Genomic DNA, 21729 nt, shown 5'->3' with positions numbered 1-21729 from the left:
GTTAAGTCTCCTTTCCTACTTGTCCATTTCCTGCTGACGCAGGACTGTCTTAATACGGGCAATGTTCTTCTTGACCTGCTTCAGACGAGCAGTATTTTCAAGCTGACCCGTAGCCTGCTGGAAACGCAGATTGAAGAGCTCTTCTTTGTACTGCTTTTCTTTATCAAGCATTTCAGCAGCGCTCAATGCGGTAATTTCTTTAGCCTTCATTTGATTGCCCACCTACTTCCTCACGCTTCAGAATCTTAGTGCGGATTGGGAGCTTGTCAGAAGCGAGACGCAGGGCCCCACGTGCGACGTCTTCCGGAACACCGGCGACTTCGAACATGACCTTTTCACGCTTTACGACTGCTACCCAGCCTTCTGGTGCACCTTTACCATTACCCATACGAACCCCAACACCCTTACTGGTGTAGGACTTCTGAGGGAAGATTCGAATCCAAACCCGGCCACCACGCTTCATGTGACGGGTCATAGCAACACGGGCTGCTTCGATCTGACGGTTTGAGATCCAGTGGGATTCCAAAGCCTGCAGACCGTATTCGCCGAAGTTCAATTCGGTACCGCCTTTGGCAGCACCACGCATCTTACCGCGGAATTCACGGCGGTGCTTAACTCGCTTAGGTACAAGCATCAGTTACTTCGCTCCCTTCGCAGAATTCTTCTTTTCAGGAAGGACTTCACCACGGTAGATCCAGGTCTTTACACCCAGCTGACCGTAAGTAGTCTTAGCTTCCTGCCAAGAGTAGTCAATGTCCGCACGCAGGGTGTGCAGAGGAACAGTACCATCGCTGTAGTGCTCACGACGGGAAATGTCCGCACCGTTCAAACGGCCGGAGACCTGGGTCTTAATACCCTTGGCCCCAGCACGCATTGTCCGCTGCATGGTCTGCTTCATTGCGCGACGGAATGCAACCCGCTGCTCAAGCTGCTTAGCGATGTTCTCGCCAACAAGCTTAGCGTCGAGGTCTGGTTTCTTAATTTCAACGATGTTAATGTGAACGTTCCGACCCGTAAGTGCGGCAAGCTGCTTACGCAGTGCTTCGACTTCGGAACCACCCTTACCAATAACCATTCCTGGCTTAGCAGTGTGGATAGAAATGTTCACCTTGTTCGCTGCGCGTTCGATTTCAATAGTTGAGACAGACGCTTCTGCGAGCTTTTCGTTGATGAATTTCCGGATCTTGATATCTTCGTGAAGGAATGTAGCAAAGTCCTTATCGGCGTACCATTTGCCTTCCCAGTCACGGATGACACCTACACGGAATCCATTTGGATTAATCTTGTGACCCACGCGTTATCCCTCCTTATGCTTCTTTTTCAGCGACAGTCACGGTGATGTGACTGGTGCGCTTGTTAATTGGTGATGCAGAACCCTTGGCACGAGGACGGAACCGCTTAAGGGTAGGACCTTCGTTAACGAAGGCATCCTTAACGTACAGGTTCTGTGCGTCGAGATCAAAGTTGTTTTCTGCATTTGCGATGGCACTCTTCAGTACCTTAGCGATGATCGGTGAACCCGCGCGAGGCGTGAATTCAAGGATAGCCATTGCTTCAGCGGCGTCACGGCCCCGGATGAGGTCGATTACCAGACGCGCCTTGCGAGCAGCAATCCGCACCGTCTTCGCTGTTGCAGTTGCAGACGTAATTGTTTCAGCCATGTCTAGATTGCTCCTTTCTAGCGCTTCGCGGTCTTCTTGTCATCGACAACGTGACCACGGAAGGTGCGTGTTGGTACGAATTCGCCAAGCTTGTGGCCAACCATGTCTTCGGTAACGTATACCGGAACGTGCTTGCGACCATCATATACGGCAATGGTGAACCCGATGAAACTTGGGAAAATGGTTGAACGACGAGACCATGTCTTGATGACAGGCTTCTTGTCGTTATCTGCATTTGCTTCGATCTTCTTCAGAAGTGAAGCATCTGCAAAAGGTCCTTTTTTAAGACTGCGACCCATTATGTGACCTCCTTTAACGGTTGCTGTTAGCTGTTGTGCTTACGGTGACGAATAATGAACTTCTCGGACTTGGCCTTGTGGTTCCGGGTCTTCTTACCAAGAGTCTTCTTACCCCATGGGGACATTGGACTTGGGTGACCGATAGGAGCCTTACCTTCACCACCACCATGAGGGTGATCGTTAGGGTTCATTACAGAACCACGAACGGTTGAGCGGAATCCGAGCCAGCGCTTACGACCGGCCTTACCAATGCTGATAAGGGCGTGTTCTGCGTTACCGACTTCACCGATGGTTGCACGGTTAACAGCCAAAACCATCCGCACTTCGCCAGAAGCAAGACGTACTGAAACGTACTTGCCGTCGTGACCAAGCAACTGAGCAGAAGCACCAGCACTACGAGCAATCTGACCACCCTTACCAGGCTTCAGTTCGATGTTGTGAATGGTTGTTCCGTCAGGGATGTTTTCAAGTGGCAAGGCGTTACCGATCTTGATATCAACATCAGGACCAGAAACGAGCTTGTCGCCAACCTTGAGACCCTTAGGTGCGATGATGTAGGTCTTCACCCCATCTTCGTAAGTAAGCAGTGCAATGTTAGCTGTACGGTTTGGATCGTATTCGATGGATGTAACCTTAGCAGTTACGCCATCCTTCTGCCGCTTAAAATCGATCACACGGTAGAACTGCTTGTTACCACCGCCACGATGACGAACGGTGATGTGGCCTTGGGCGTTACGGCCAGCAGTGTGACTCTGGCTTTCGAGAAGAGACTTTTCAGGGCTCTTCTTCTTGGTGATTTCAGCAAAGTCATAACCGGACATGTTCCGGCGACCGTTGCTGGTTGGTTTGTACTTAATAATCGCCACGATTTTTACCTCCTATTTAGGATTTTGAATTACTCACCAAAGATTTTGATTTCTTTGGAGTCTTGGGTCAAAGTTACGATAGCCTTACGACGACGACGCGTCATACCTTCGTAACGACCTTGGCGCTTTTTCTTACCGCGAACATTGGCAATGTTCACTTTCTCAACGTTGACACCGAAAATTTCTTCGACTGCGCGGCGGACTTCCGTCTTTTCAGCGTGCAGAGCAACTTCGAAAGTGTACTTGCGGTTTTCCATTTCGGCGGTAGTTTGTTCGGTAATGATCGGGCGCAGAACTACATCGCGTGCATCCATTATGCGAACACCTCCTCAATCTTCTGGAGAGCTGCTTTAGTAACGAGCAGCTTCTTGGCGTTGACGATATCGAGCACGTTAATGCCTTCAGCCTCAACAACCTTTACGTTTGGCAGGTTCCGTGCGGACAGTGCAGCGTTGTCGTTGCCTGCTTCGAGAACTACCAGCGTCTTGTCACTTGCGTTAAGGTCCTTAAGAGCCTTAGCGAAGTCAGCAGTCTTAGGAGCATCAAAGCTCAAAGCATCAACTGCAACAAGTGCGTTGTCAGCAACCTTGCTAGAAAGAACGGACTTGAGTGCCAAGCGACGAACCTTCTTAGGAAGCTTGTATGCGTAGCTACGTGGAGTAGGTCCGAAGACGATACCACCACCACGCCACTGTGGTGAACGGATTGAACCCTGACGGGCACGACCTGTACCCTTCTGGCGCCATGGCTTACGGCCACCACCAGAAACCTCGTGACGGTTCTTTACAGAGTGGGTACCCTGACGAAGAGAAGCACGCTGCATGATGATTGCGTCAAACACGACGTTTTCATTTGGTTCGATGGCGAAAATAGCATCGTTTAATTCAACTGTGCCGTTTTCTGAACCATCTTGCTTGTACAAAGTAACGTTAGCCATCTGTTAATGTCCTCCCTTCGTAATTATTTGTTGGCCGCTTTAACAGCGGTCCGGACGGTGACAAAAGACTTGTTTGCTCCAGGGACATTACCCTTAACGAGCAAAACGTTGTGATCAAGGTCAGCAGAAACAATTTCAAGGTTTTGCATGGTAACAGTCTTGTTACCCATCCGACCAGGAAGTTTCTTACCCTTGAAGACTTTGTTGATAATAGCACCGAGGGAACCAGGACGACGGTGGTAACGAGAACCATGAGCCATAGGTCCACGAGACTGGTTGTCCTTCTTAATGTTACCCTGGTAACCGTGACCCTTTGTTGTCCCAGTAACATCAACGATGTCGCCGGCAGCAAAAGTGTCAGCCTTAACTTCGGCCCCTACTTTGTAATCGTCAAGCGCGACATCGCGGAGTTCCTTAATGAAGCGCTTAGGGGTGGTGTTCGCCTTCTTTGCGTGCCCTTGGGCAGGCTTGTTGGTCAGAACTTCACGCTTGTCGCCAAACCCGAGCTGAACGGCTTCGTAGCCATCAGTTTCTGTGGTCTTAACCTGGAGAACAACGTTAGGAGTTACGTCAATGACAGTAACTGGAACGAGTTCGCCGTTTTCGGTAAAGACCTGGGTCATGCCGACCTTTTTACCTAAGATTCCTTTACGAGACATGGGTACACCTCCAATTTCCTAATAGATTAAAGTTTGATCTCAATATCAACGCCGCTTGGCAAGTCGAGCTTCATAAGTGCATCAACTGTCTTTGGTGTTGGGTTTACAATGTCAATCAGACGCTTGTGCGTGCGCATTTCGAACTGTTCACGTGAATCCTTGTACTTATGTGGTGAACGGAGCACCGTGTAAAGGGTGCGTTCGGTAGGCAGTGGGATTGGACCTGAGATTGACGCGCCAGTGCGCTTAGCAGTCTCCACGATCTTCTCCGCGGACTGATCGAGAATCCGGTGCTCGTAAGCCTTAAGCCGGATGCGAATCTTTTGTTTTGCCATTGTTGTTCCTCCTTCGTCTATTATCATTAGTAGACTAGCTCCATGAAAATTACCAACTCGCTGCCGTGGCAAAGCGGCCGGGCGTGTCGCAACCTTCCACATCCTCGCTACTCTGCGCCAACAACATTAGGTGCACACAGGTTGCCCCTAATAATCAGCACTCCTAGTAGTATACAGTAAGAAAATGCCTGTATCAAGGGGTTTATGCACATTTATTATTACGTTCGGATTTCGCTTTGCTTTTTGAATTTGGTTGCGGTTTCTTTTTTACCCGCAAACTTTATTTTGCGTGTCAAGACACGTATAATATCGTTAATTACCTTGATTTTCCGAAAGAAGGAATCTTGATGTCCCAAGCACTTTTGATTGTTGATTACACGAACGATTTTGTTGCCACTAAGGGTAGTTTAACTGCAGGTAAGCCCGCCCAAGCCATCGAGCAGCGCGTAGTCGCACTTGCTGAAGAATTCCGCGCGCGTAAGGACTTCGTGTACCTGCCCACTGACCTGCACGTCGAAAACGACCCCTACCACCCCGAGACTAAACTTTTTCCACCCCACAACCGGCTCAACACTTGGGGCCGTGAGTACTACGGCGAACTGCAGACTTGGTTCTTGCAGCACCAAGCCGAGCAAAACGTGACCGCCTTTCCTAAGCGCCGCTACTCCAGCTTTGCGGGCACCCCACTCGACCAGTGGCTCCGTGAACGCAACGTCCGCGACGTCACGATTATTGGTGTCTGCACGGATATCTGCGTACTCCACACTGCCATCGACGCATACAACCTCGGTTACAACATCACCATCTGCCAGGACGCCGTTGCTACCTTCAACCCGGACGGGCAAAAGTTCGCCCTCGCCCACTTCAAGAACACGCTTGGTGCAAAAGTCATTTAGTTACTATAGAAGAATCCAGCCACCAAGTCCTAGGCAAATTTTGCTACCTGAGCACAAAAAAGCCACCCGCACAATTGCGAGTGGCTTTGAATTAACAGACGACCATCGCTGCCGGCCGACTCCTGACCGTTCGTAATTATGGTGAGGAGTCGGCCACCTCCGCTGCGCTACGGATGTAGGAGAGTAAGCGACAAGTCGCTAACTCTCCTAGCATGTAAACGTGGACCACAATGCAGCTCTTTCCGCTTAACCTAAAAATCGCCAACTCCCAAAATTCGGGAATTGGCGATTTTTAAATTAATGCTCAAGAGCTAACCGCATTGTGGTCCACTCTCTTTATAAGGTTCAAGGGTAATCAGCTGATTACGCCTCGCCACCGTTTTTCTTGATGATGTCAGCCTGAATGGACTTAGGAACAGCCTCATAGTGGTCGAATGTCATCGTGAATGTACCACGGCCCTGCGTAGCTGAACGAAGGGTAGTAGCGTAACCGAACATCTCGGCAAGAGGTACCATCGCGTTAACAGCCTGAGCGTTACCGCGTTCTTCCATACCTTCAACCTTACCACGACGAGCGGTAACCTGGCCCATGATGTCACCAAAGTAGTCAGAAGGTGCAACAATTTCAACCTTCATGATTGGTTCGAGAATGACAGCACCAGCAGCGGCAGCAGCATTCTTAAGTGCCATGGATGCGGCAATCTTGAAGGCTGATTCGTTGGAATCGACTTCATGGTAAGAACCATCGTAGAGCTTAGCCTTAACGTCGATCAATGGGTAGCCGGCAAGAACACCGTTAGCCATTGCTTCCTTCAGACCCTGCTCAACAGCTGGGATGTATTCACGAGGAACAACACCACCGACGATAGCGTCTTCGAATTCGAAGCCTTTACCCTCTTCGTTAGGTGAGAATTCAACCCAAACATCACCATACTGACCTTTACCACCAGACTGACGAACAAAACGTCCTTCAGCGCTAGCAGTCTTGGTGAAGGTTTCACGGTAAGCAACCTGAGGAGCACCAATCTGGGCGTCAACGTTGAATTCACGCCGCATCCGGTCAACCATGATGTCAAGGTGAAGTTCACCCATCCCGGCGATCAGAGTTTCACCAGTTTCCTGGTTAGTCTCGGCACGGAATGTTGGGTCTTCTTCAGCAAGCTTCTGGATAGCAACATCCAGCTTGTCCCGGTCTTCCTTAGACTTAGGTTCAACGGAAACCTGGATAACTGGTTCAGGAATTTCCATTGATTCAAGTACAAGTGGGTGTTCCTTTTCGGTCAGGGAGTCACCAGTTGTGGTGTCCTTCAAACCGATAACGGCCGCAATATCACCAGAGAAGACTTCAGGAATTTCCTGACGGTGGTTACTGTGCATTTGCAGAAGACGGCCAACACGTTCGCGCTTGCCCTTAGTAGTGTTCTGGACGTATGAACCAGCTTCCAGACTACCAGTGTAAACACGGATGTAAGTCAGACGGCCAACAAATGGGTCAGTAGCAATCTTGAAGGCAAGTGCAGCAAATGGCTTGTCGTCACCTGCAAGCAGCTCAACTTCCTCACCAGTATCTGGGTCGGTAGCCTTGTAAGGCTTAACGTCGAGTGGGCTTGGCAGGTAGTCAACAACACCATCAAGCAGCATCTGCACACCCTTGTTCTTGAAGGCAGAACCAGCAAAAACGGGGAAGAGTTCCAGGTTGATCGTAGCCTTACGAATAGCTGCACGCAGCTCGTCGTTGGAGATCTCTTCTTCGTTCAGGTACTTGTCCATGATTGCATCGTCAACATCGGCGATTTCTTCAACCATGTTGGCACGTGCCTTCTTGGCAGCATCAAGGTACTGTTCAGGAACGTCAACAACGTCCCATTCTGAACCAAGAGCGTCTTCGTCGTAGAGGTCGGCCTTCATTTCGATGAGGTCAATGACCCCTTCGAACTTGTCTTCAGCACCGATAGGCATCTGAACTGGCAGGGCGTTAGCGCCGAGACGGTCGTGGATAGTCTGAACGGAGAAGTTGAAGTCAGCACCGATTTTGTCCATCTTGTTGACGAACACGATGCGGGGAACACTGTAAGTGGTAGCCTGACGCCATACGTTTTCGGTCTGTGGTTCTACACCGGCCTGGGCGTCAAGAACTGTGATCGCACCATCGAGGACACGGAGGGAACGTTCAACTTCCATTGTGAAGTCAACGTGGCCTGGGGTGTCAATGATGTTAACACGGTGGTCCTTCCAAACGGCAGTGGTGGCAGCGGACGTGATGGTAATACCACGTTCCTGTTCCTGAACCATCCAGTCCATCTGGGATGCACCATCATGAGTTTCACCGATTTTGTGAATCTTACCGGTGTAATAAAGAATCCGTTCGGTAGTCGTGGTCTTACCCGCATCAATGTGGGCCATAATCCCGATGTTCCGGGTTTTTTCAAGTGGGAAATCGCGCTTGTTCGCCATGTGAAAAATTTTCTCCTCTCAAATTAGTTTGCTTAGTAGCAAAAATTGAGTGTCTGTGTGTCTTGCAAATATTTACTTAAGAAAAAGGCTACTATATGGCGAATGACCCGCATATAATAGCCCCAATTCTTACCAACGATAGTGTGCAAATGCCCGGTTGGCATCAGCCATCTTGTGGGTATCTTCACGCTTCTTAACTGCTGAACCAGTGTTGTTAGCAGCATCCATGATTTCGCGTGCAAGACGCTCGTCCATGGTGTGCTCACCGCGCTGGCGAGAGTACTGCACGATCCAACGCAGACCCAATGTGGTCCGACGTTCTGGACGTACTTCGATTGGAACTTGGTAGTTAGAACCACCGATACGGCGAGCCTTAACTTCAAGGACAGGCATGACGTTCTTCATGGCTTCCTCAAATACTTCAACGGGTTCCTTACCGGTCTGTTCCTTAATGATGTCAAAAGCATCATAGAGAATGGTAGAAGCCTTACCGCGCTTACCATCAATCATCAAGTGGTTGATCAAGCGACTTACCAGCTTAGAATTGTAAACTGGATCTGGCAGGACATCTCGTTTTGAAACATTGCCTTTACGTGGCATCCTGATTGCCTCCTCTAATTCCCGCGTTGCGGGACATTATTATTGTGAGTTACGAAATTACTTCTTAGGGCGCTTTGCACCGTACTTAGAACGACTCTGCATACGGCCGTCAACACCAGCGGTATCAAGCGCACCACGGATAATGTGGTAACGGACACCAGGCAAATCCTTAACACGGCCCCCACGAATAAGAACAACAGAGTGTTCCTGCAAGTTGTGGCCTTCACCAGGAATGTAGGCAGTAACTTCAATCAGGTTGGACAAACGCACACGAGCGTACTTCCGCAGAGCGGAGTTAGGCTTCTTAGGCGTCATAGTCCCGACACGAGTTGCAACACCACGTTTCTGTGGTGCGGGGTTTGTGACGAGGGACTTGTTCTTGCTGTTGTAACCAAAGTTCAAAGCAGGCGCATTGGACTTGGTTGTGTGAGATTTACGACCTTGACGTACCAATTGGTTGATAGTAGGCATTTCCAAGGTTCCTCCTTTCGAATTATGTGCTATTTTAAGTCCACACATCCAGGCGGTTCATTTTTGTGAATAAAAAATTGGCCAGCCAGGCGGTCGAACTGTCGGCGTCATCCAGAAGCATGAGCTCCCAGACGGCATGGTTCAGCGCGTCGGGCGACCCGAATAAACTGGAAAAAAGCACCTTTGATAGTATAACCAGCTTTCGGACCGCTTGTCAACGTAAATCAGGGGGATTATCCCGCTAAACACATAAAAGTGCGTGCTGGCATCCCCACACCGGATAAGCGACAAGTAGTAGTATACCCGAATTTCTCCCGGACAACCAGCGTCTTTTAGCGAATTCTCTTCGAGGAGGGCAAAATCATGACGATGATCATCAGCTTATGCTACTTTTGTGGGCTCACCCAGCTAGCCCTGGAGGACGCACAGGCGCAGAGCGTCCCCGCCCCGCTGTGCGACATTTGGACTGCGGCAATCATCTTGCTCGCAGGTCTGCAAGCCCCTGCCCACATTTTGCCCACGGCCCTACTGTGCTTCCCTTTAGCATTAGCAGCTTACTACCAGTGGGGTCTAGGTTCCGCGGATGTGTGCGCGTTCGCCGCGACTGGCGCCATCTGGGGCCCCATCCCCGCCCTGTGCGTGTTACTGCTCGCGAGTCTGGCCGCACTGACGTATGGGCTGCTAACTGGCAGCCGGCGCCTAGCGTTTTTACCCTACTTGCTCCTGGGCAGCACTATGGTCCAAATATTGCTGATTTGATTCCACAAAAAAAGCACGGCTCGCGCCGCCCCAAAAGGCAGTGTGAGTCGTGCTTTTACTTCAGGTAAACGGTAGGAACTAGTCCTTGCTGTCTTCCTTAGGCTGGTCGTCCTTCATCTTCTTTTCAAGATCGGAGATGGAGTAGACGTTTTCGGAAACCGCACCAACGGTCTTTGGTTCCATGTGGCGGTATGTTGCCATACCAGTACCAGCAGGAATGATCTTCCCGATGATAACATTTTCCTTCAGACCGAGCAGTGGGTCGTTCTTGCCGCGGATGGAAGCATCCGTGAGGACACGGGTGGTTTCCTGGAATGATGCCGCAGACAGGAATGAGTTGGTTTCCAGAGAAGCCTTGGTAATCCCAAGCAGAACTGGACGACCGGTAGCAGGGATACCCCCACCAACCAGTGTGGCCTTGTTCTGGTCAGAGTAATCACCAATATCGAGCAGCGTCCCAGGCAAGATGTCGGTATCGCCAGGATCCATGACACGGACCTTGCGCAGCATCTGTCGAACCATTACTTCGATATGCTTGTCACTGATTTCGATACCTTGCATACGGTAAACCTTCTGCACTTCAGAGAGCAGGTAGTTTTCGGTATCCATAACGTCGGTAACCTTGATCAGTTCCTTAGGGTCAATTGAACCACCGGTCAGGCGCTGGCCACGCTTGATGGTATCGCCCTCGGCAACCGCAACGCTAGAAGCGTACGGTACATCGTAAGACCGGGTGTCGTTCTTCCCTTCAACAGTAATCTTCCGGGAGTGCTCAGCGGGGTTCTCTTCGATGGCGGTAACAGTACCGGCAACTTCAGAGATAACCGCAAGCCCCTTAGGATTACGTGCTTCAAAAATTTCCTGAATACGAGGCAGCCCTTGCGTGATATCTTCACCACCGGCAACACCACCGGTATGGAAGTTACGCATGGTCAGCTGAGTACCAGGTTCACCGATTGACTGGGCAGCGATTGTACCAACCGCTTCACCAACTTCAACCTGCAGACCGGTTGCAAGGTTACGACCGTAGCACTTCTGGCAAACACCATGCTTGGTGTTGCAGGTGAAGACGGAACGGATAGTAACCTTCTCAACGCCGGCGTCAACGATCCGCGCAACGAGGTCCTCGTCAAGTAGTGTCCCCTTAGCGGCGATAACAGCACCGGTCTTAGGGTCAAGAACTGACTTCTGCGCGTAACGGCCGAGAATCCGGTCGGCGAGTGGTTCGATCATTTCGTTGCCATCAGTAATGTCAGTAACGTCGAGACCACGGTCGGTACCACAATCTTCTTCCCGGACAATGACATCCTGGGCAACATCGACAAGACGACGAGTCAGGTAACCAGAGTCAGCGGTCTTCAGAGCGGTATCGGTCATCCCTTTACGGGCACCGTGAGTACTCATGAACATTTCCAGAACGGTCAGACCTTCACGGAAGTTAGAGATAACTGGAACTTCCATCATCCCACCGTTAGGAGCGGCCATCAGACCACGCATCCCGGCAAGCTGGGTAAAGTTAGAAATGTTACCACGGGCACCTGAATCACTCATCATTGAGATAGGGTTCTTCGGGTCGAAGTTATCAACCAGCTTCTGCTGGATGTCATCCTTCGCAGCGTTCCAGATGCTGATAACCCGTTCGTGCCGTTCGTCATCGGTGATAAGACCACGACGGAACTGCTTAGAAACGGTTGCGACCTGTTTGTGGGCCTCATCAACAATTTCCTGCTTTTCGGGAACGTGCGGAACATCGGCAATCCCGACGGTCAGGCCGGAATTAGTAGCCTGCGTGTAACCAAGTGTCTTCATGTCGTCCAGCAGGTCAGAAGTCCGCTGCACCTTGTAAGTCTTGAAGACCTCAGCAATGATGTCGGACAGGAAGCCCTTCTTAAACGGCAGAATAACTGGCGCGTTCTGCAGGTAGTCCATGATGTCCTCACCCTTGGCAAGGAAGTACTTGTCATTCACACCATTGACGATATTGTCGGTTGAAGGTTCGTTCAGGTATGGCAGACCGTGGGGCATGATTTCGTTGAAGATAACCTTACCAACACTGGTAACCATGATCTTGCTCCGCTGTTCATCAGTGAACGGCTTGTCAGGCATGGAGCTGACCGCCAAACCGATCCGGGTGTGCAGGTGCACATCGTGATTTTGCAGTGCGAGCAGAACTTCGTTGGCGTCCTTGAAGATCATACCTTCGCCGACCCGGCCAACATCTTCCATCGTCAGGTAGTAGTTACCAAGAACGATATCTTGAGATGGGGTAACGATTGGGGTCCCATCACGAGGCGTCAAAATGTGGTGTGCAGCCAGCATGAGCAGACGTGCTTCCGCCTGAGCTTCGTCAGACAGTGGCACGTGAATAGCCATTTGGTCACCATCAAAGTCGGCGTTGTAAGCTTCACAAACGATTGGGTGCAGACGGATGGACTTACCATCAACCAGCACTGGTTCGAAAGCTTGAATCCCCAGACGGTGCAGTGTAGGTGCACGGTTCAGGAGAACTGGCCGTTCCTTGATGACGTCTTCCAGAACATCCCAGATGTCGTCATCCTGGCGGTCGATCTTCCGGCGGGCGTTCTTGATGTTGCTGGCGAGGTTCCGCTTAACCAATTCGTGCATTACGAATGGCTTGAAGAGCTCTAGTGCCATGCTCCGGGGGAGACCACACTGGTAGAACTTGAGGGTAGGGCCGACATCAATGACCGAACGGCCAGAGTAATCGACACGCTTACCAAGCAAGTTCTGACGGAACCGGCCCTGCTTACCTTTCAGCAAGTGGGACAGGCTCTTGAGTGGGCGGTTACCAGGACCGGTAACTGGCCGGCCACGACGACCGTTGTCGATAAGTGCATCGACAGCTTCTTGCAACATCCGCTTTTCGTTCTGCACGATGATGTTAGGAGCGTTCAGGTCGAGCAAACGCTTGAGCCGGTTGTTACGGTTAATAACCCGCCGGTACAAATCGTTCAGGTCGGAAGTAGCGAAACGGCCACCTTCGAGTTGAACCATTGGCCGCAGATCTGGTGGCATAACTGGAATTGCATCCATAACCATCCAGGCCGGGTTGTTACCGGACTGCAGGAAGGAGTCCAAAATGTCCAGACGGCGAATCGCACGGGTGCGCTTCTGACCCTGAGCTGACTTGAGTTCTTCCTTCAGGTCCTTAACTTCGGTCGCAAGGTCAACGTCGTCAAGCAGTTCCTTAACGGCTTCAGCCCCGATTTTGGCGTTGAACGTGTTGCCATATTCTTCGCGCTTGTCGCGGTACTCACGCTCGGTGAGCAGCTGCTTCTTAGCCAGTGGCGTGTCACCAGGATCGATAACAACGTAAGAAGCGAAGTAGATGATTTCTTCCAGGGAACGTGGGGACATGTCGAGGACAAGCCCCATGCGGCTAGGAATACCCTTGAAGTACCAGATGTGGGAAACAGGAGCAGCGAGTTCGATGTGGCCCATCCGCTCACGGCGAACCTTAGAACGCGTTACTTCAACACCACAACGGTCACAGACAATTCCCTTATAGCGAATGCGCTTGTACTTACCACAGGCACATTCCCAGTCCTTGGTCGGGCCAAAAATCCGTTCATCAAACAGTCCGTCACGCTCTGGCTTGAGTGTCCGGTAGTTGATGGTTTCCGGCTTCTTAACCTCCCCGTAAGACCAGCTACGGATCTTGTCTGGTGAAGCCAGACCGATCTGCATGCTTTCAAACTTGTTGACGTCTATCACAGGGTAACCTCCTATTCCTTATCTTGAGTCTTGCTATCTGCAGACTTGCTTTCGGCAGAAGCAGCTTGGGCACTTTCGTCCTTAGCCTTCTTCTCCTCCTGCTCCTTAGCAAACTTAGCAAGCGCATCGACGCTAACAACATCATCGTCGTCATCGTCCATATCACGCAGTTCGATTTCCTGCTTGGCAGCGTCAAGGACCTTCATGTCCAGACCGAGTGCCTGCAGTTCCTTGACCAGAACCCGGAAACTTTCAGGAACACCAGGTTGTGGAATTGGTTCACCCTTAACAATCGCTTCGTAGGTCTTGACCCGGCCCACAACGTCATCTGACTTGTAGGTCAGAATTTCTTGCAGGGTGTAGGCAGCACCATAAGCTTCAAGGGCCCAAACTTCCATTTCACCGAAACGTTGGCCACCAAACTGTGCTTTACCACCGAGAGGCTGCTGCGTAACGAGGGAGTAAGGTCCAATTGAACGGGCATGGATTTTGTCGTCGACCATGTGACTGAGCTTCAGGTAGTACATAACCCCGACTGAAACCCGGTTTTCGAATGGTTCACCGGTCCGGCCATCGTAAACGATCGTCTTACCATCAGAGGCCATGCCGGCTTCCTTAACGGTGTCCCAAACATCAGATTCACGCGCACCATCAAAGACTGGGGTTGCGATGTGAATGCCAAGCTTCTTTGCGGCCATCCCCAAGTGGAGTTCGAGGACTTGCCCAATGTTCATACGTGACGGCACACCCATTGGTGACAGGCAAATGTCAACTGGGGTCCCATCTGGCAGGTACGGCATGTCTTCTTCAGGGACAACAACGGAAACAGTCCCCTTGTTACCATGACGACCGGACATCTTGTCCCCGACCTGAATCTTCCGCTTCTGGGTAACGTAAACACGAACCATCATGTTGACACCAGGAGAGAGTTCGTCGCCAGCTTCACGGGTGAAGATTTTGACGTCCTGCACGATCCCGTCACCACCATGAGGTACCCGCAGTGAGGTGTCGCGAACTTCACGCGCCTTCTCACCGAAGATAGCGTGGAGCAAACGCTCTTCAGCAGACAGTTCGGTAACACCCTTAGGCGTAACCTTACCAACCAAAATGTCACCGTCATGAACTTCGGCACCGATGCGCACAATCCCGTACTCATCAAGGTCCTTCAGTGCGTCATCCCCAACGTTAGGAATTTCGCGGGTAACTTCTTCAGGTCCGAGCTTGGTGTCCCGCGCTTCAGATTCCATCTCCTCAATGTGAATTGAGGTGTAAGCATCTTCACGGACCAGCTTCTCGGACAGAACGATCGCGTCTTCATAGTTGTACATGTTCCAAGTCATGAAGGCGACAACTGGGTTCTGACCCAGAGCCAGCTCACCATTGTCCATGGCTGGGCCATCAGCAATGATTTCACCAACATCAACGTGGTCGCCGAGGCGCACGATTGGTGTCTGGTTGTAGTTCTTACCAGCGTTACTACGCCGGAACTTCATCAGGGTGTAGGTGTCTTCAGCCTGGTCTTCGCGCCGGATCTTGATGGTCTTGGCGTCAACGTAGCTAACGGTACCAGCAAACTTAGCCTGAATCGCAGTCCCGGAGTCATGTGCCGCCTTGTATTCCATCCCGGTACCAACAAGTGGTGCGTGGGGACGAATCAAAGGAACAGCTTGCCGCTGCATGTTCGCACCCATGAGGGCACGGTTACTGTCATCGTTTTCCAAGAAAGGAATGCAGGCAGTAGCGACAGCAACTACTTGCTTAGGCGAAACGTCCATGTAGTCGACTTTTTCTGGTGAAACTTCGATGTTGTCATCCTTGTGCCGGGCCAGAACGGTGTCGTCAACAAATGAGCCGTCATCGTTCAATGGGGAGTTAGCTTGCGCAACGATGTAGTTATCTTCTTCATCAGCAGTCAGGTAGTCAATTTTGTCGGTAACCTTGTGGTCGGTCCAGGAAACACGCCGGTATGGGGTTTCGATGAAGCCGTAAGGGTTAACAACAGCGTAGGTTGCCAGACTGTTAATCAGCCCGATGTTAGGACCTTCAGGAGTTTCGATTGGGCACATGCGACCGTAGTGGGTGTAGTGCACGTCTCGAACTTCATATCCAGCCCGGTCACGAGTCAAACCACCAGGTCCAAGGGCGGAGAGACGACGCTTGTGCGTCAGTTCCCCGAGTGGGTTGGTCTGGTCCATGAATTGTGACAGCTGGGATGAACCAAAGAATTCCTTAATGGAGGCAACAACTGGCCGAATGTTGATTAATTGCTGTGGCGTAACGGTGGTAACGTCCTGAATGGACATCCGTTCGCGCACGACCCGTTCCATCCGGGAAAGACCGATGCGGAACTGATTCTGCAGCAGTTCACCAACAGAACGAATCCGGCGGTTACCCAAGTGGTCGATATCATCAGTGTTCCCAATGCCTTCCTGCAGGTTCAGGAAGTAGTTCATTGCGGACATGATGTCGGCTGGGGTGATGTGCTTCAGCTTAGGATCGATGTTGCCGTTACCGATCAGGTTAACTTCCTTGTCAGGAGTGACGTGGGAGTAGACCTTGATGCTCTGGAGTTCAACTGGGTCCTGCAAAACACCATCGGAGTTAGGCTGCAAGGTGATCGTCTTGAAGTCGTCGCGTTCGAGGTAAGGGGTCAAGGTGTCCATGAGCTGACGGTCGACCTTGTCACCCTTCTTGGCAAGTACTTCACCGGTGTCAGGGTCAGCCAGCGTTTCTGCAAGGGTCTCACCGAGCAGCCGGTTCTTGAGCGCAAGCTTCTTGTTGACCTTGTAACGACCAACCTTGGCGAGGTCGTAACGCTTTGGATCGAAGAAACGTGCGTAAAGCAGTGAGCGACTAGAGTCAGCAGTCTTAGGTTCGCCTGGGCGTAGTCGTTCGTAGATATCCTTCAGGGCTTCATCAGTCCGGGAGTCGCTCTCTTCCTTGTGCACATCCTTTTCCAAGGTGAGCATCAGGGAATCGTTGTCACCGAAAAGGTCGATGATGTCCTGGTCGGAACCGAAACCAAGGGCCCGCACGAGTTCGGTCATTGGGATCTTCCGGGTCCGGTCGATCCGAACGTAGGAGATGTCCTTGGCGTCAGTTTCAAATTCAAGCCAAGCACCCCGGTTAGGGATCACGGTCGTACCGTATGTGGTGCGGCTGTTCTTATCAACAGTACTGTTGAAGTAGACACCAGGTGAGCGGACCAATTGGGAAACGATAACCCGTTCAGCACCATTAATAATGAAGGTACCTTGCTCGGTCATCAGTGGGAAGTCACCAAAGAAGACGTCCTGGGACTTGATTTCACCGGTTTCGTGGTTGGTCAGACGCAGTGTTACGTGCAATGGTGCGGAGTAGTTAGCATCATGCTGCCGAGCTTCCTCCACCGTGTACTTTGGTTCGAGCAACTGATAATCAACGTATTCCAAACTCAGGTTGCCCTGGAAGTCTGAAATAGGCATGATGTCGTCGAACATTTCTTTCAAGCCTTCGTCCAGGAACCACTGGTACGAATTAGTCTGAATTTCAATCAGGTTTGGAAGTTCAAGAACTTCTTTGATTCGCGAGTAGGAACGTCGTGTGCGGTGTTTACCGTAGTTGACTAAATGTCCTGCCAAGTTATTCACCCCTCTATAAAATTGCGGTTAGCATTAGAATCCAGAAGCGGACTGTGCACATTACATTTTGATTACATCGCCAAAAGTGACGACATTTTAGGCAAAAAAAAGACAAAAGTAGCGCGACACTTGCTGCTACTTTTGACCTCTTCTCGTACCAGCCATGGACAATAGATCACGGCGGTACCTTGTCTGTAACGAAACACAACTGTAGACAGCTTAACAGTCCGGAAAACTTCTGTCAAGCACGCTTGCGCTCCGTTGTCAATATTAAATTATTTAGAGCTGACCGGTTCGTGTTCTTCGGTCTGCTTAGGGTTCTTGACCTTAAAGGTAATCTTCCCCTTGTGGGCCCCAATCACGATGGTATCGCCAGCCTTAGCGGTCCCCGCGAGCAAAAGCTCACTGAGCTGATCCTCCACGTCCCGCTGCAGTGCCCGGCGCAGTGGCCGCGCACCGTATTCAGGGTCGTAGCCGGCCTTAGCAACCGCATCAACGGCTGCTGGGGTCATTGAGACCTCAATGCCCTGGTCACGCACACGGTCGAGCAAGGACTTCGCCATGATTTTGACGATGGTCCGCAGCTCCGGCTTGCCCAGACTGTGGAAGACGATCGTTTCGTCGATCCGGTTCAGGAATTCTGGGCGGAAGTAGCGCTTCAATTCACCGTTGATGCGTTCCTTCATGACCCCATAATCATCAGTAGCCGCCTTCGCACCGAAGCCAACGCTCTTGTCGAGGTTGATGCTGCTGGCACCAAGGTTCGAAGTCATGATCAAAATAGTGTTCCGGAAGTCGACCGACCGGCCCTTTGCATCCCGCAAGTACCCATCATCGAGCACTTGCAGCAAAAGGTTAAAGACGTCTGGGTGGGCCTTCTCGACCTCATCCAAAAGCACAACGGAGTATGGCTTGTTGCGGACCTTTTCGGTAAGCTGACCGCCCTCTTCATAGCCAACATAGCCAGGTGCGGCCCCAATCAGGCGACTGGTACTGTACTTCTCCATGTATTCGGACATGTCGACCCGGATCATGGCGTCTTCGCTACCAAACATGGCCTCCGCGAGCGTTTTGGCCAGCTCAGTTTTACCGACCCCAGTTGGGCCGAGGAACATGAAACTGCCGATTGGGCGGTTAGGTGCCTTCAGACCGCTACGGGCCCGGCGGATTGCCCGGGCCACAGCCGTAACGGCCTCATCCTGACCAACGACCCGTTCGTGAAGAACCTTTTCGAGGTGCAGTAGCCGTTCGCTTTCCTTCTTAGTCAGCTGGGTAACCGGAATCCCGGTCCACTGACCAACGACATCGGCAACGTCTTCCTCACCAACGACAATGTCCTTACGCACACCATCACTTGGTGCCTTAGCCTGCTCCGTGGCAATTTTGGCCCGGAGATCTTGTTCCTGCTCCCGCAGCTGGGCGGCGTTTTCGAAGTCTTGCGCCCCGATTGCGGCCTCCTTCTCCTCGACCAGCTTGCGCAACTGGTCTTCGAGCTTGCTAGCGGGACTCGGCCGGTCACTGTTATCAAGCCGCACTTTGGCAGCTGACTCATCGATCAGGTCGATTGCCTTGTCCGGCAAGAAGCGGGTCGTGATGTACCGGTTCGACAGCTCGACCGCTGCGTGCAGTGCCGCATCACTAATCGTTACACCGTGGTGCTCCTCATAACGGGGCCGTAAACCGCGCAGAATCTCTTCGGCTTGTTCCTGCGTTGGCTCCTTGACCATAACGGTCGCAAACCGCCGCTCCAAAGCAGCATCCTTTTCGATGTACTTTTGGTACTCGTCCAAGGTCGTTGCCCCGATGAGTTGCAGTTCACCCCGTGCGAGGGCTGGCTTCAAAATGTTTGAGGCGTCAATAGCCCCCTCGGCACCACCGGCACCGATCAGGGTGTGCAGTTCATCAATGAAGAGAATGACTTCACCGTTCTTGTAGATTTCGTCGATGATCTTCTTCAGGCGGTCTTCGAACTCACCACGATACTTAGTCCCGGCAACCAGTGAGCCCATGTCGAGCATCATAACGCGTTTGGTTCGCATCTCCATTGGCACTTTGCCCTGGACGATCCGTTCGGCAAAACCCTCAGCAATCGCCGTTTTGCCGACCCCAGGCTCCCCGATCAGTACGGGGTTGTTCTTGGTCCGCCGCGCTAGGATCTGAATCAACCGCCGGACCTCGGCGTCTCTGCCGACGACGGGGTCAATCCGGTCTTCCCGTGCAAGTTGGGTCAAGTCCCGCGCTAAGTCATCCAAGGTCGGAGTCGGCGCGTTGGCATTGCTCCGGGGTGCCTTGGCTTTGCTCGTGCTCTCGCTGACGCCCATCCGCTTCAAGACCAGCTTCCGCAGCTTTTTAGCGTTGAGTGAGAAGCTGCTTGCCAAAATGCGACTGGCGATGGAATCTTCATCCGTTAGTAAACTGAGCAGGATGTGTTCCGTACCAATTTTGGCAGCACCAAAGCGCTTAGCCTCGTCTCCTGCGCCAGCCAGTACTTCCTTACCCTTGGGTGAATATGGAAGGTAAGCATCCGCTCCGGTAGCACTATTAGGCAATGCCCCGTAACCTGTGTAGCTCTCAACATCATCGTGGACAAGCGCCTCGGTGACGCCAAGCTGCCGCAAGGTTTTGCCGGCAATGCCTTCAGACTCAATGGTCAAGGCGAGCAGGAGGTGCTCAGTTCCAACCGCATGGTGATGGAACACCCGCGCTTGTTTCTGCGCAATCGAAAGTACATTCTTGGCGCTAATCGTAAATAAGTTATCCATGCTAAGTCCTCCTCGGTGTAAGCTCACCTGCACGTACCTGGCCGCAATCTTGACGAATCGCAGTCAGATATGGTCATCAAAACTAATTCAAAAACGGAGCAACTTAATAACCCCGTCGGTATTACTATTATTTATTCAAAACGGAGACTGTCTAACAGGGCTCTAAACATCCGCGCCCGCAGCATTTCTTCCAGCCGAGTATCGGCTAAGTTCAAGGTCCGGTGACTCATGGCACTCAGCATTGCATTCCCAGTTTCTTGACTGATGATTTGAGCGTCAAACAGTTGCTGCGTCATCGCCTGCGCATCACGTTCGCGCAAACGACTGGGAACATTAGCCCGCATTACCGATAATGACGTCTGGTCATCACGCAGTTGCGCCTTCACAATGCGAATGTAGCCACCACCACCGCGCTTACTCTCCACAACGTAGCCGCGTTGCGGGGTGAAGCGCGTATTGATCACGTAATTGATCTGTGATGGCACACAATTAAAGCGTTCTGCAATCTCGGCCCGTCTGATTTCGACCTGCCGTTGTTGTTCTAAGATCGTTTTCAAATAAGATTCGATTATATCAGACATATTTTGTGCCTGCACGACGCCACCTCCGTTCGATACTTTGACTAATCTTGACTTTCATTATACAGGCTTTCATCACGAATGCAAAAAGCCACGTCGCTAGGGCGTGACTTTACTAACTAACATTTTGCAATGGACCGTATTTTCAGAATCATTTTAGCGGACAAAAAAAGCGCTGACTAGGCGCATATGTAAACAATCGTATTATCGGGAAAACAAGATTCGAACTTGCGACCCCTACGTCCCGAACGTAGTGCTCTACCAAGCTGAGCTACTTCCCGAAAAGTATTAAAAAAGCGGAAGACGGGATTCGAACCCGCGACCCCCACCATGGCAAGGTGATGTTCTACCACTGAACTACTTCCGCATTATTATGAAAAGTCGGGAAAACAGGATTCGAACCTGCGACCCCCTGGTCCCAAACCAGGTGCTCTACCAAGCTGAGCTATTTCCCGTTAAATGCACCCAGTAGGGATCGAACCTACAACCTTCTGATTCGTAGTCAGACACTCTATCCAGTTGCGCTATGGGTGCAAGATATTAAACTGTTAGTAATCATTTAAACAACAGAAAAGCGGAAGACGGGATTCGAACCCGCGACCCCCACCATGGCAAGGTGATGTTCTACCACTGAACTACTTCCGCATAACTATTTGATTACTGCCGACTAGACGATTCGAACGCCCGACCCCCTGATTACAAATCAGGTGCTCTACCAACTGAGCTAAGTCGGCATATTTATGCCAATAAGGCCTAAACTGCGGGTGAAGGGACTCGAACCCCCACGGTAATTAACCACTAGAACCTAAATCTAGCGCGTCTGCCAGTTCCGCCACACCCGCATGGCTTGTGTATCTACTGGGATGAGCCGTGACAGGCTCGAACTGTCGACCCACGGATTAAAAGTCCGTTGCTCTACCAACTGAGCTAACGGCTCAATGGAGGATACAGGGCTCGAACCTGTGACCCTCTGCTTGTAAGGCAGACGCTCTCCCAACTGAGCTAATCCTCCATATAATGAGCGCGGCGACTTCTTACCCTCGCAGGCAGTTTCCCACCAACTACTATCAGCGTAGAGAAGCTTAACTTCTGTGTTC

The 21729-nt window shown here is 51.4% G+C and carries 19 protein-coding genes and 9 tRNA genes; 2 read left to right on the top strand and 26 right to left on the bottom strand.

Annotated features, from left to right (window positions below):
- Positions 1-15: 15 nt before the first annotated feature.
- From rpmC to rpsJ, 10 genes are read right to left on the bottom strand one after another with little or no spacing between them, the layout of a single operon-like run.
- A complete protein-coding gene (gene rpmC, locus GN107_RS08835) occupies positions 16-210 on the bottom strand; it encodes a 50S ribosomal protein L29 (protein WP_155287469.1) in 195 nt (64 codons plus the stop codon).
- A complete protein-coding gene (rplP, locus tag GN107_RS08830; RefSeq protein WP_155287470.1) occupies positions 200-634 on the bottom strand; it encodes a 50S ribosomal protein L16 in 435 nt (144 codons plus the stop codon). Before rplP ends, rpmC begins: the two co-directional genes overlap by 11 nt.
- Positions 635-637: 3 nt before the next feature.
- Positions 638-1294: a 30S ribosomal protein S3 gene (gene rpsC / locus GN107_RS08825; RefSeq protein ID WP_155287471.1), complete on the bottom strand. Its 657-nt coding sequence runs from the start codon at positions 1292-1294 to the stop codon at positions 638-640.
- A 13-nt stretch (positions 1295-1307) separates the two neighbouring features.
- Positions 1308-1661, bottom strand: coding sequence for a 50S ribosomal protein L22 (gene rplV, locus GN107_RS08820; protein WP_155287472.1), 354 nt, complete (start codon positions 1659-1661; stop codon positions 1308-1310).
- 17 nt (positions 1662-1678) lie between these two features.
- On the bottom strand, positions 1679-1960 hold the full coding sequence (gene rpsS / locus GN107_RS08815; RefSeq protein ID WP_155287473.1) for a 30S ribosomal protein S19: 282 nt from the start codon (positions 1958-1960) through the stop codon (positions 1679-1681).
- 26 nt (positions 1961-1986) lie between these two features.
- The gene (gene rplB, locus GN107_RS08810; protein WP_155287474.1) at positions 1987-2826 is read right to left on the bottom strand and encodes a 50S ribosomal protein L2; all 840 of its coding nucleotides are present in this window, start codon (positions 2824-2826) and stop codon (positions 1987-1989) included.
- A 29-nt stretch (positions 2827-2855) separates the two neighbouring features.
- On the bottom strand, positions 2856-3140 hold the full coding sequence (rplW, locus tag GN107_RS08805) for a 50S ribosomal protein L23 (protein WP_155287475.1): 285 nt from the start codon (positions 3138-3140) through the stop codon (positions 2856-2858).
- A complete protein-coding gene (gene rplD / locus GN107_RS08800; RefSeq protein WP_155287476.1) occupies positions 3140-3763 on the bottom strand; it encodes a 50S ribosomal protein L4 in 624 nt (207 codons plus the stop codon). The genes rplW and rplD overlap by 1 nt, the downstream gene beginning before the upstream one ends.
- A gap of 23 nt (positions 3764-3786) precedes the next feature.
- Positions 3787-4422 carry a 50S ribosomal protein L3 gene (rplC, locus tag GN107_RS08795; protein ID WP_155287477.1) on the bottom strand — a complete coding sequence of 212 codons (636 nt, stop codon included), beginning with the start codon at positions 4420-4422 and terminating at the stop codon, positions 3787-3789.
- A 26-nt stretch (positions 4423-4448) separates the two neighbouring features.
- Positions 4449-4757, bottom strand: coding sequence for a 30S ribosomal protein S10 (rpsJ, locus tag GN107_RS08790; RefSeq protein WP_155287478.1), 309 nt, complete (start codon positions 4755-4757; stop codon positions 4449-4451).
- Between the two features lie 341 nt (positions 4758-5098).
- On the opposite strand from rpsJ, the gene GN107_RS08785 reads away from it, so the two are divergent.
- Positions 5099-5653, top strand: coding sequence for a cysteine hydrolase family protein (locus GN107_RS08785; protein WP_155287487.1), 555 nt, complete (start codon positions 5099-5101; stop codon positions 5651-5653).
- A gap of 363 nt (positions 5654-6016) precedes the next feature.
- Here GN107_RS08785 and fusA read toward each other — a convergent pair whose 3' ends face one another.
- The 3 genes from fusA to rpsL form a co-directional block, all read right to left on the bottom strand.
- The gene (gene fusA, locus GN107_RS08780; protein WP_155287479.1) at positions 6017-8107 is read right to left on the bottom strand and encodes an elongation factor G; all 2091 of its coding nucleotides are present in this window, start codon (positions 8105-8107) and stop codon (positions 6017-6019) included.
- A 129-nt stretch (positions 8108-8236) separates the two neighbouring features.
- Entirely contained in the window at positions 8237-8707 is a 471-nt protein-coding gene (gene rpsG / locus GN107_RS08775; RefSeq protein WP_155287480.1) for a 30S ribosomal protein S7, read from the bottom strand.
- 57 nt (positions 8708-8764) lie between these two features.
- On the bottom strand, positions 8765-9178 hold the full coding sequence (gene rpsL, locus GN107_RS08770; RefSeq protein ID WP_155287481.1) for a 30S ribosomal protein S12: 414 nt from the start codon (positions 9176-9178) through the stop codon (positions 8765-8767).
- 363 nt (positions 9179-9541) lie between these two features.
- Between rpsL and GN107_RS08765 the strand changes: the two genes are divergently transcribed.
- Entirely contained in the window at positions 9542-9937 is a 396-nt protein-coding gene (locus tag GN107_RS08765; RefSeq protein ID WP_155287482.1) for a prepilin peptidase, read from the top strand.
- Between the two features lie 78 nt (positions 9938-10015).
- Here GN107_RS08765 and rpoC read toward each other — a convergent pair whose 3' ends face one another.
- From rpoC to GN107_RS08700, 13 genes are all read right to left on the bottom strand, one after another.
- Positions 10016-13672, bottom strand: coding sequence for a DNA-directed RNA polymerase subunit beta' (rpoC, locus tag GN107_RS08760; protein WP_155287483.1), 3657 nt, complete (start codon positions 13670-13672; stop codon positions 10016-10018).
- A gap of 11 nt (positions 13673-13683) precedes the next feature.
- Positions 13684-17292 (bottom strand): DNA-directed RNA polymerase subunit beta, encoded by a 3609-nt coding sequence (rpoB, locus tag GN107_RS08755; RefSeq protein WP_155287484.1) that lies wholly within the window; start codon positions 17290-17292, stop codon positions 13684-13686.
- Positions 17293-17567: 275 nt separating this feature from the next.
- Entirely contained in the window at positions 17568-20054 is a 2487-nt protein-coding gene (locus GN107_RS08750) for an ATP-dependent Clp protease ATP-binding subunit (protein ID WP_155287485.1), read from the bottom strand.
- Between the two features lie 131 nt (positions 20055-20185).
- Positions 20186-20650 carry a CtsR family transcriptional regulator gene (locus tag GN107_RS08745; RefSeq protein ID WP_155287486.1) on the bottom strand — a complete coding sequence of 155 codons (465 nt, stop codon included), beginning with the start codon at positions 20648-20650 and terminating at the stop codon, positions 20186-20188.
- Positions 20651-20839: 189 nt separating this feature from the next.
- Positions 20840-20913 (bottom strand) — tRNA-Pro (locus GN107_RS08740).
- A gap of 14 nt (positions 20914-20927) precedes the next feature.
- Positions 20928-20999, bottom strand: a tRNA-Gly gene (locus GN107_RS08735).
- A gap of 14 nt (positions 21000-21013) precedes the next feature.
- A tRNA-Pro gene (locus GN107_RS08730) sits at positions 21014-21087 on the bottom strand.
- Positions 21088-21092: 5 nt separating this feature from the next.
- Positions 21093-21166, bottom strand: a tRNA-Arg gene (locus GN107_RS08725).
- A 39-nt stretch (positions 21167-21205) separates the two neighbouring features.
- Positions 21206-21277 (bottom strand) — tRNA-Gly (locus GN107_RS08720).
- A 16-nt stretch (positions 21278-21293) separates the two neighbouring features.
- Positions 21294-21366 (bottom strand) — tRNA-Thr (locus GN107_RS08715).
- 25 nt (positions 21367-21391) lie between these two features.
- Positions 21392-21474 (bottom strand) — tRNA-Leu (locus GN107_RS08710).
- A gap of 22 nt (positions 21475-21496) precedes the next feature.
- Positions 21497-21569: transfer RNA gene (locus tag GN107_RS08705), tRNA-Lys, on the bottom strand.
- Between the two features lie 2 nt (positions 21570-21571).
- Positions 21572-21644 (bottom strand) — tRNA-Val (locus GN107_RS08700).
- Positions 21645-21729 lie beyond the last annotated feature (85 nt).

It is taken from the genome of Lacticaseibacillus zhaodongensis, from assembly GCF_009687905.1.
In the GTDB taxonomy this organism is placed as follows: domain Bacteria; phylum Bacillota; class Bacilli; order Lactobacillales; family Lactobacillaceae; genus Lacticaseibacillus; species Lacticaseibacillus zhaodongensis.
The sequence above is the reverse complement of the archived record's forward strand: the minus strand, read 5'-3'. Positions and strand labels throughout refer to the sequence as shown.

Excerpts from the sequence above, each read along its gene's own strand:
- rpmC (WP_155287469.1), bottom strand. The coding sequence starts at position 210 with ATGAAGGCTAAAGAAATTACCGCATTGAGCGCTGCTGAAATGCTTGAT.
- rplP (WP_155287470.1), bottom strand. The coding sequence starts at position 634 with ATGCTTGTACCTAAGCGAGTTAAGCACCGCCGTGAATTCCGCGGTAAG.
- rplV (WP_155287472.1), bottom strand. The coding sequence starts at position 1,661 with ATGGCTGAAACAATTACGTCTGCAACTGCAACAGCGAAGACGGTGCGG.
- rpsS (WP_155287473.1), bottom strand. The coding sequence starts at position 1,960 with ATGGGTCGCAGTCTTAAAAAAGGACCTTTTGCAGATGCTTCACTTCTG.
- rplW (WP_155287475.1), bottom strand. The coding sequence starts at position 3,140 with ATGGATGCACGCGATGTAGTTCTGCGCCCGATCATTACCGAACAAACT.
- rplD (WP_155287476.1), bottom strand. The coding sequence starts at position 3,763 with ATGGCTAACGTTACTTTGTACAAGCAAGATGGTTCAGAAAACGGCACA.
- rplC (WP_155287477.1), bottom strand. The coding sequence starts at position 4,422 with ATGTCTCGTAAAGGAATCTTAGGTAAAAAGGTCGGCATGACCCAGGTC.
- rpsJ (WP_155287478.1), bottom strand. The coding sequence starts at position 4,757 with ATGGCAAAACAAAAGATTCGCATCCGGCTTAAGGCTTACGAGCACCGG.
- fusA (WP_155287479.1), bottom strand. The coding sequence starts at position 8,107 with ATGGCGAACAAGCGCGATTTCCCACTTGAAAAAACCCGGAACATCGGG.
- rpsG (WP_155287480.1), bottom strand. The coding sequence starts at position 8,707 with ATGCCACGTAAAGGCAATGTTTCAAAACGAGATGTCCTGCCAGATCCA.
- rpsL (WP_155287481.1), bottom strand. The coding sequence starts at position 9,178 with ATGCCTACTATCAACCAATTGGTACGTCAAGGTCGTAAATCTCACACA.
- GN107_RS08765 (WP_155287482.1), top strand. The coding sequence starts at position 9,542 with ATGACGATGATCATCAGCTTATGCTACTTTTGTGGGCTCACCCAGCTA.
- GN107_RS08750 (WP_155287485.1), bottom strand. The coding sequence starts at position 20,054 with ATGGATAACTTATTTACGATTAGCGCCAAGAATGTACTTTCGATTGCG.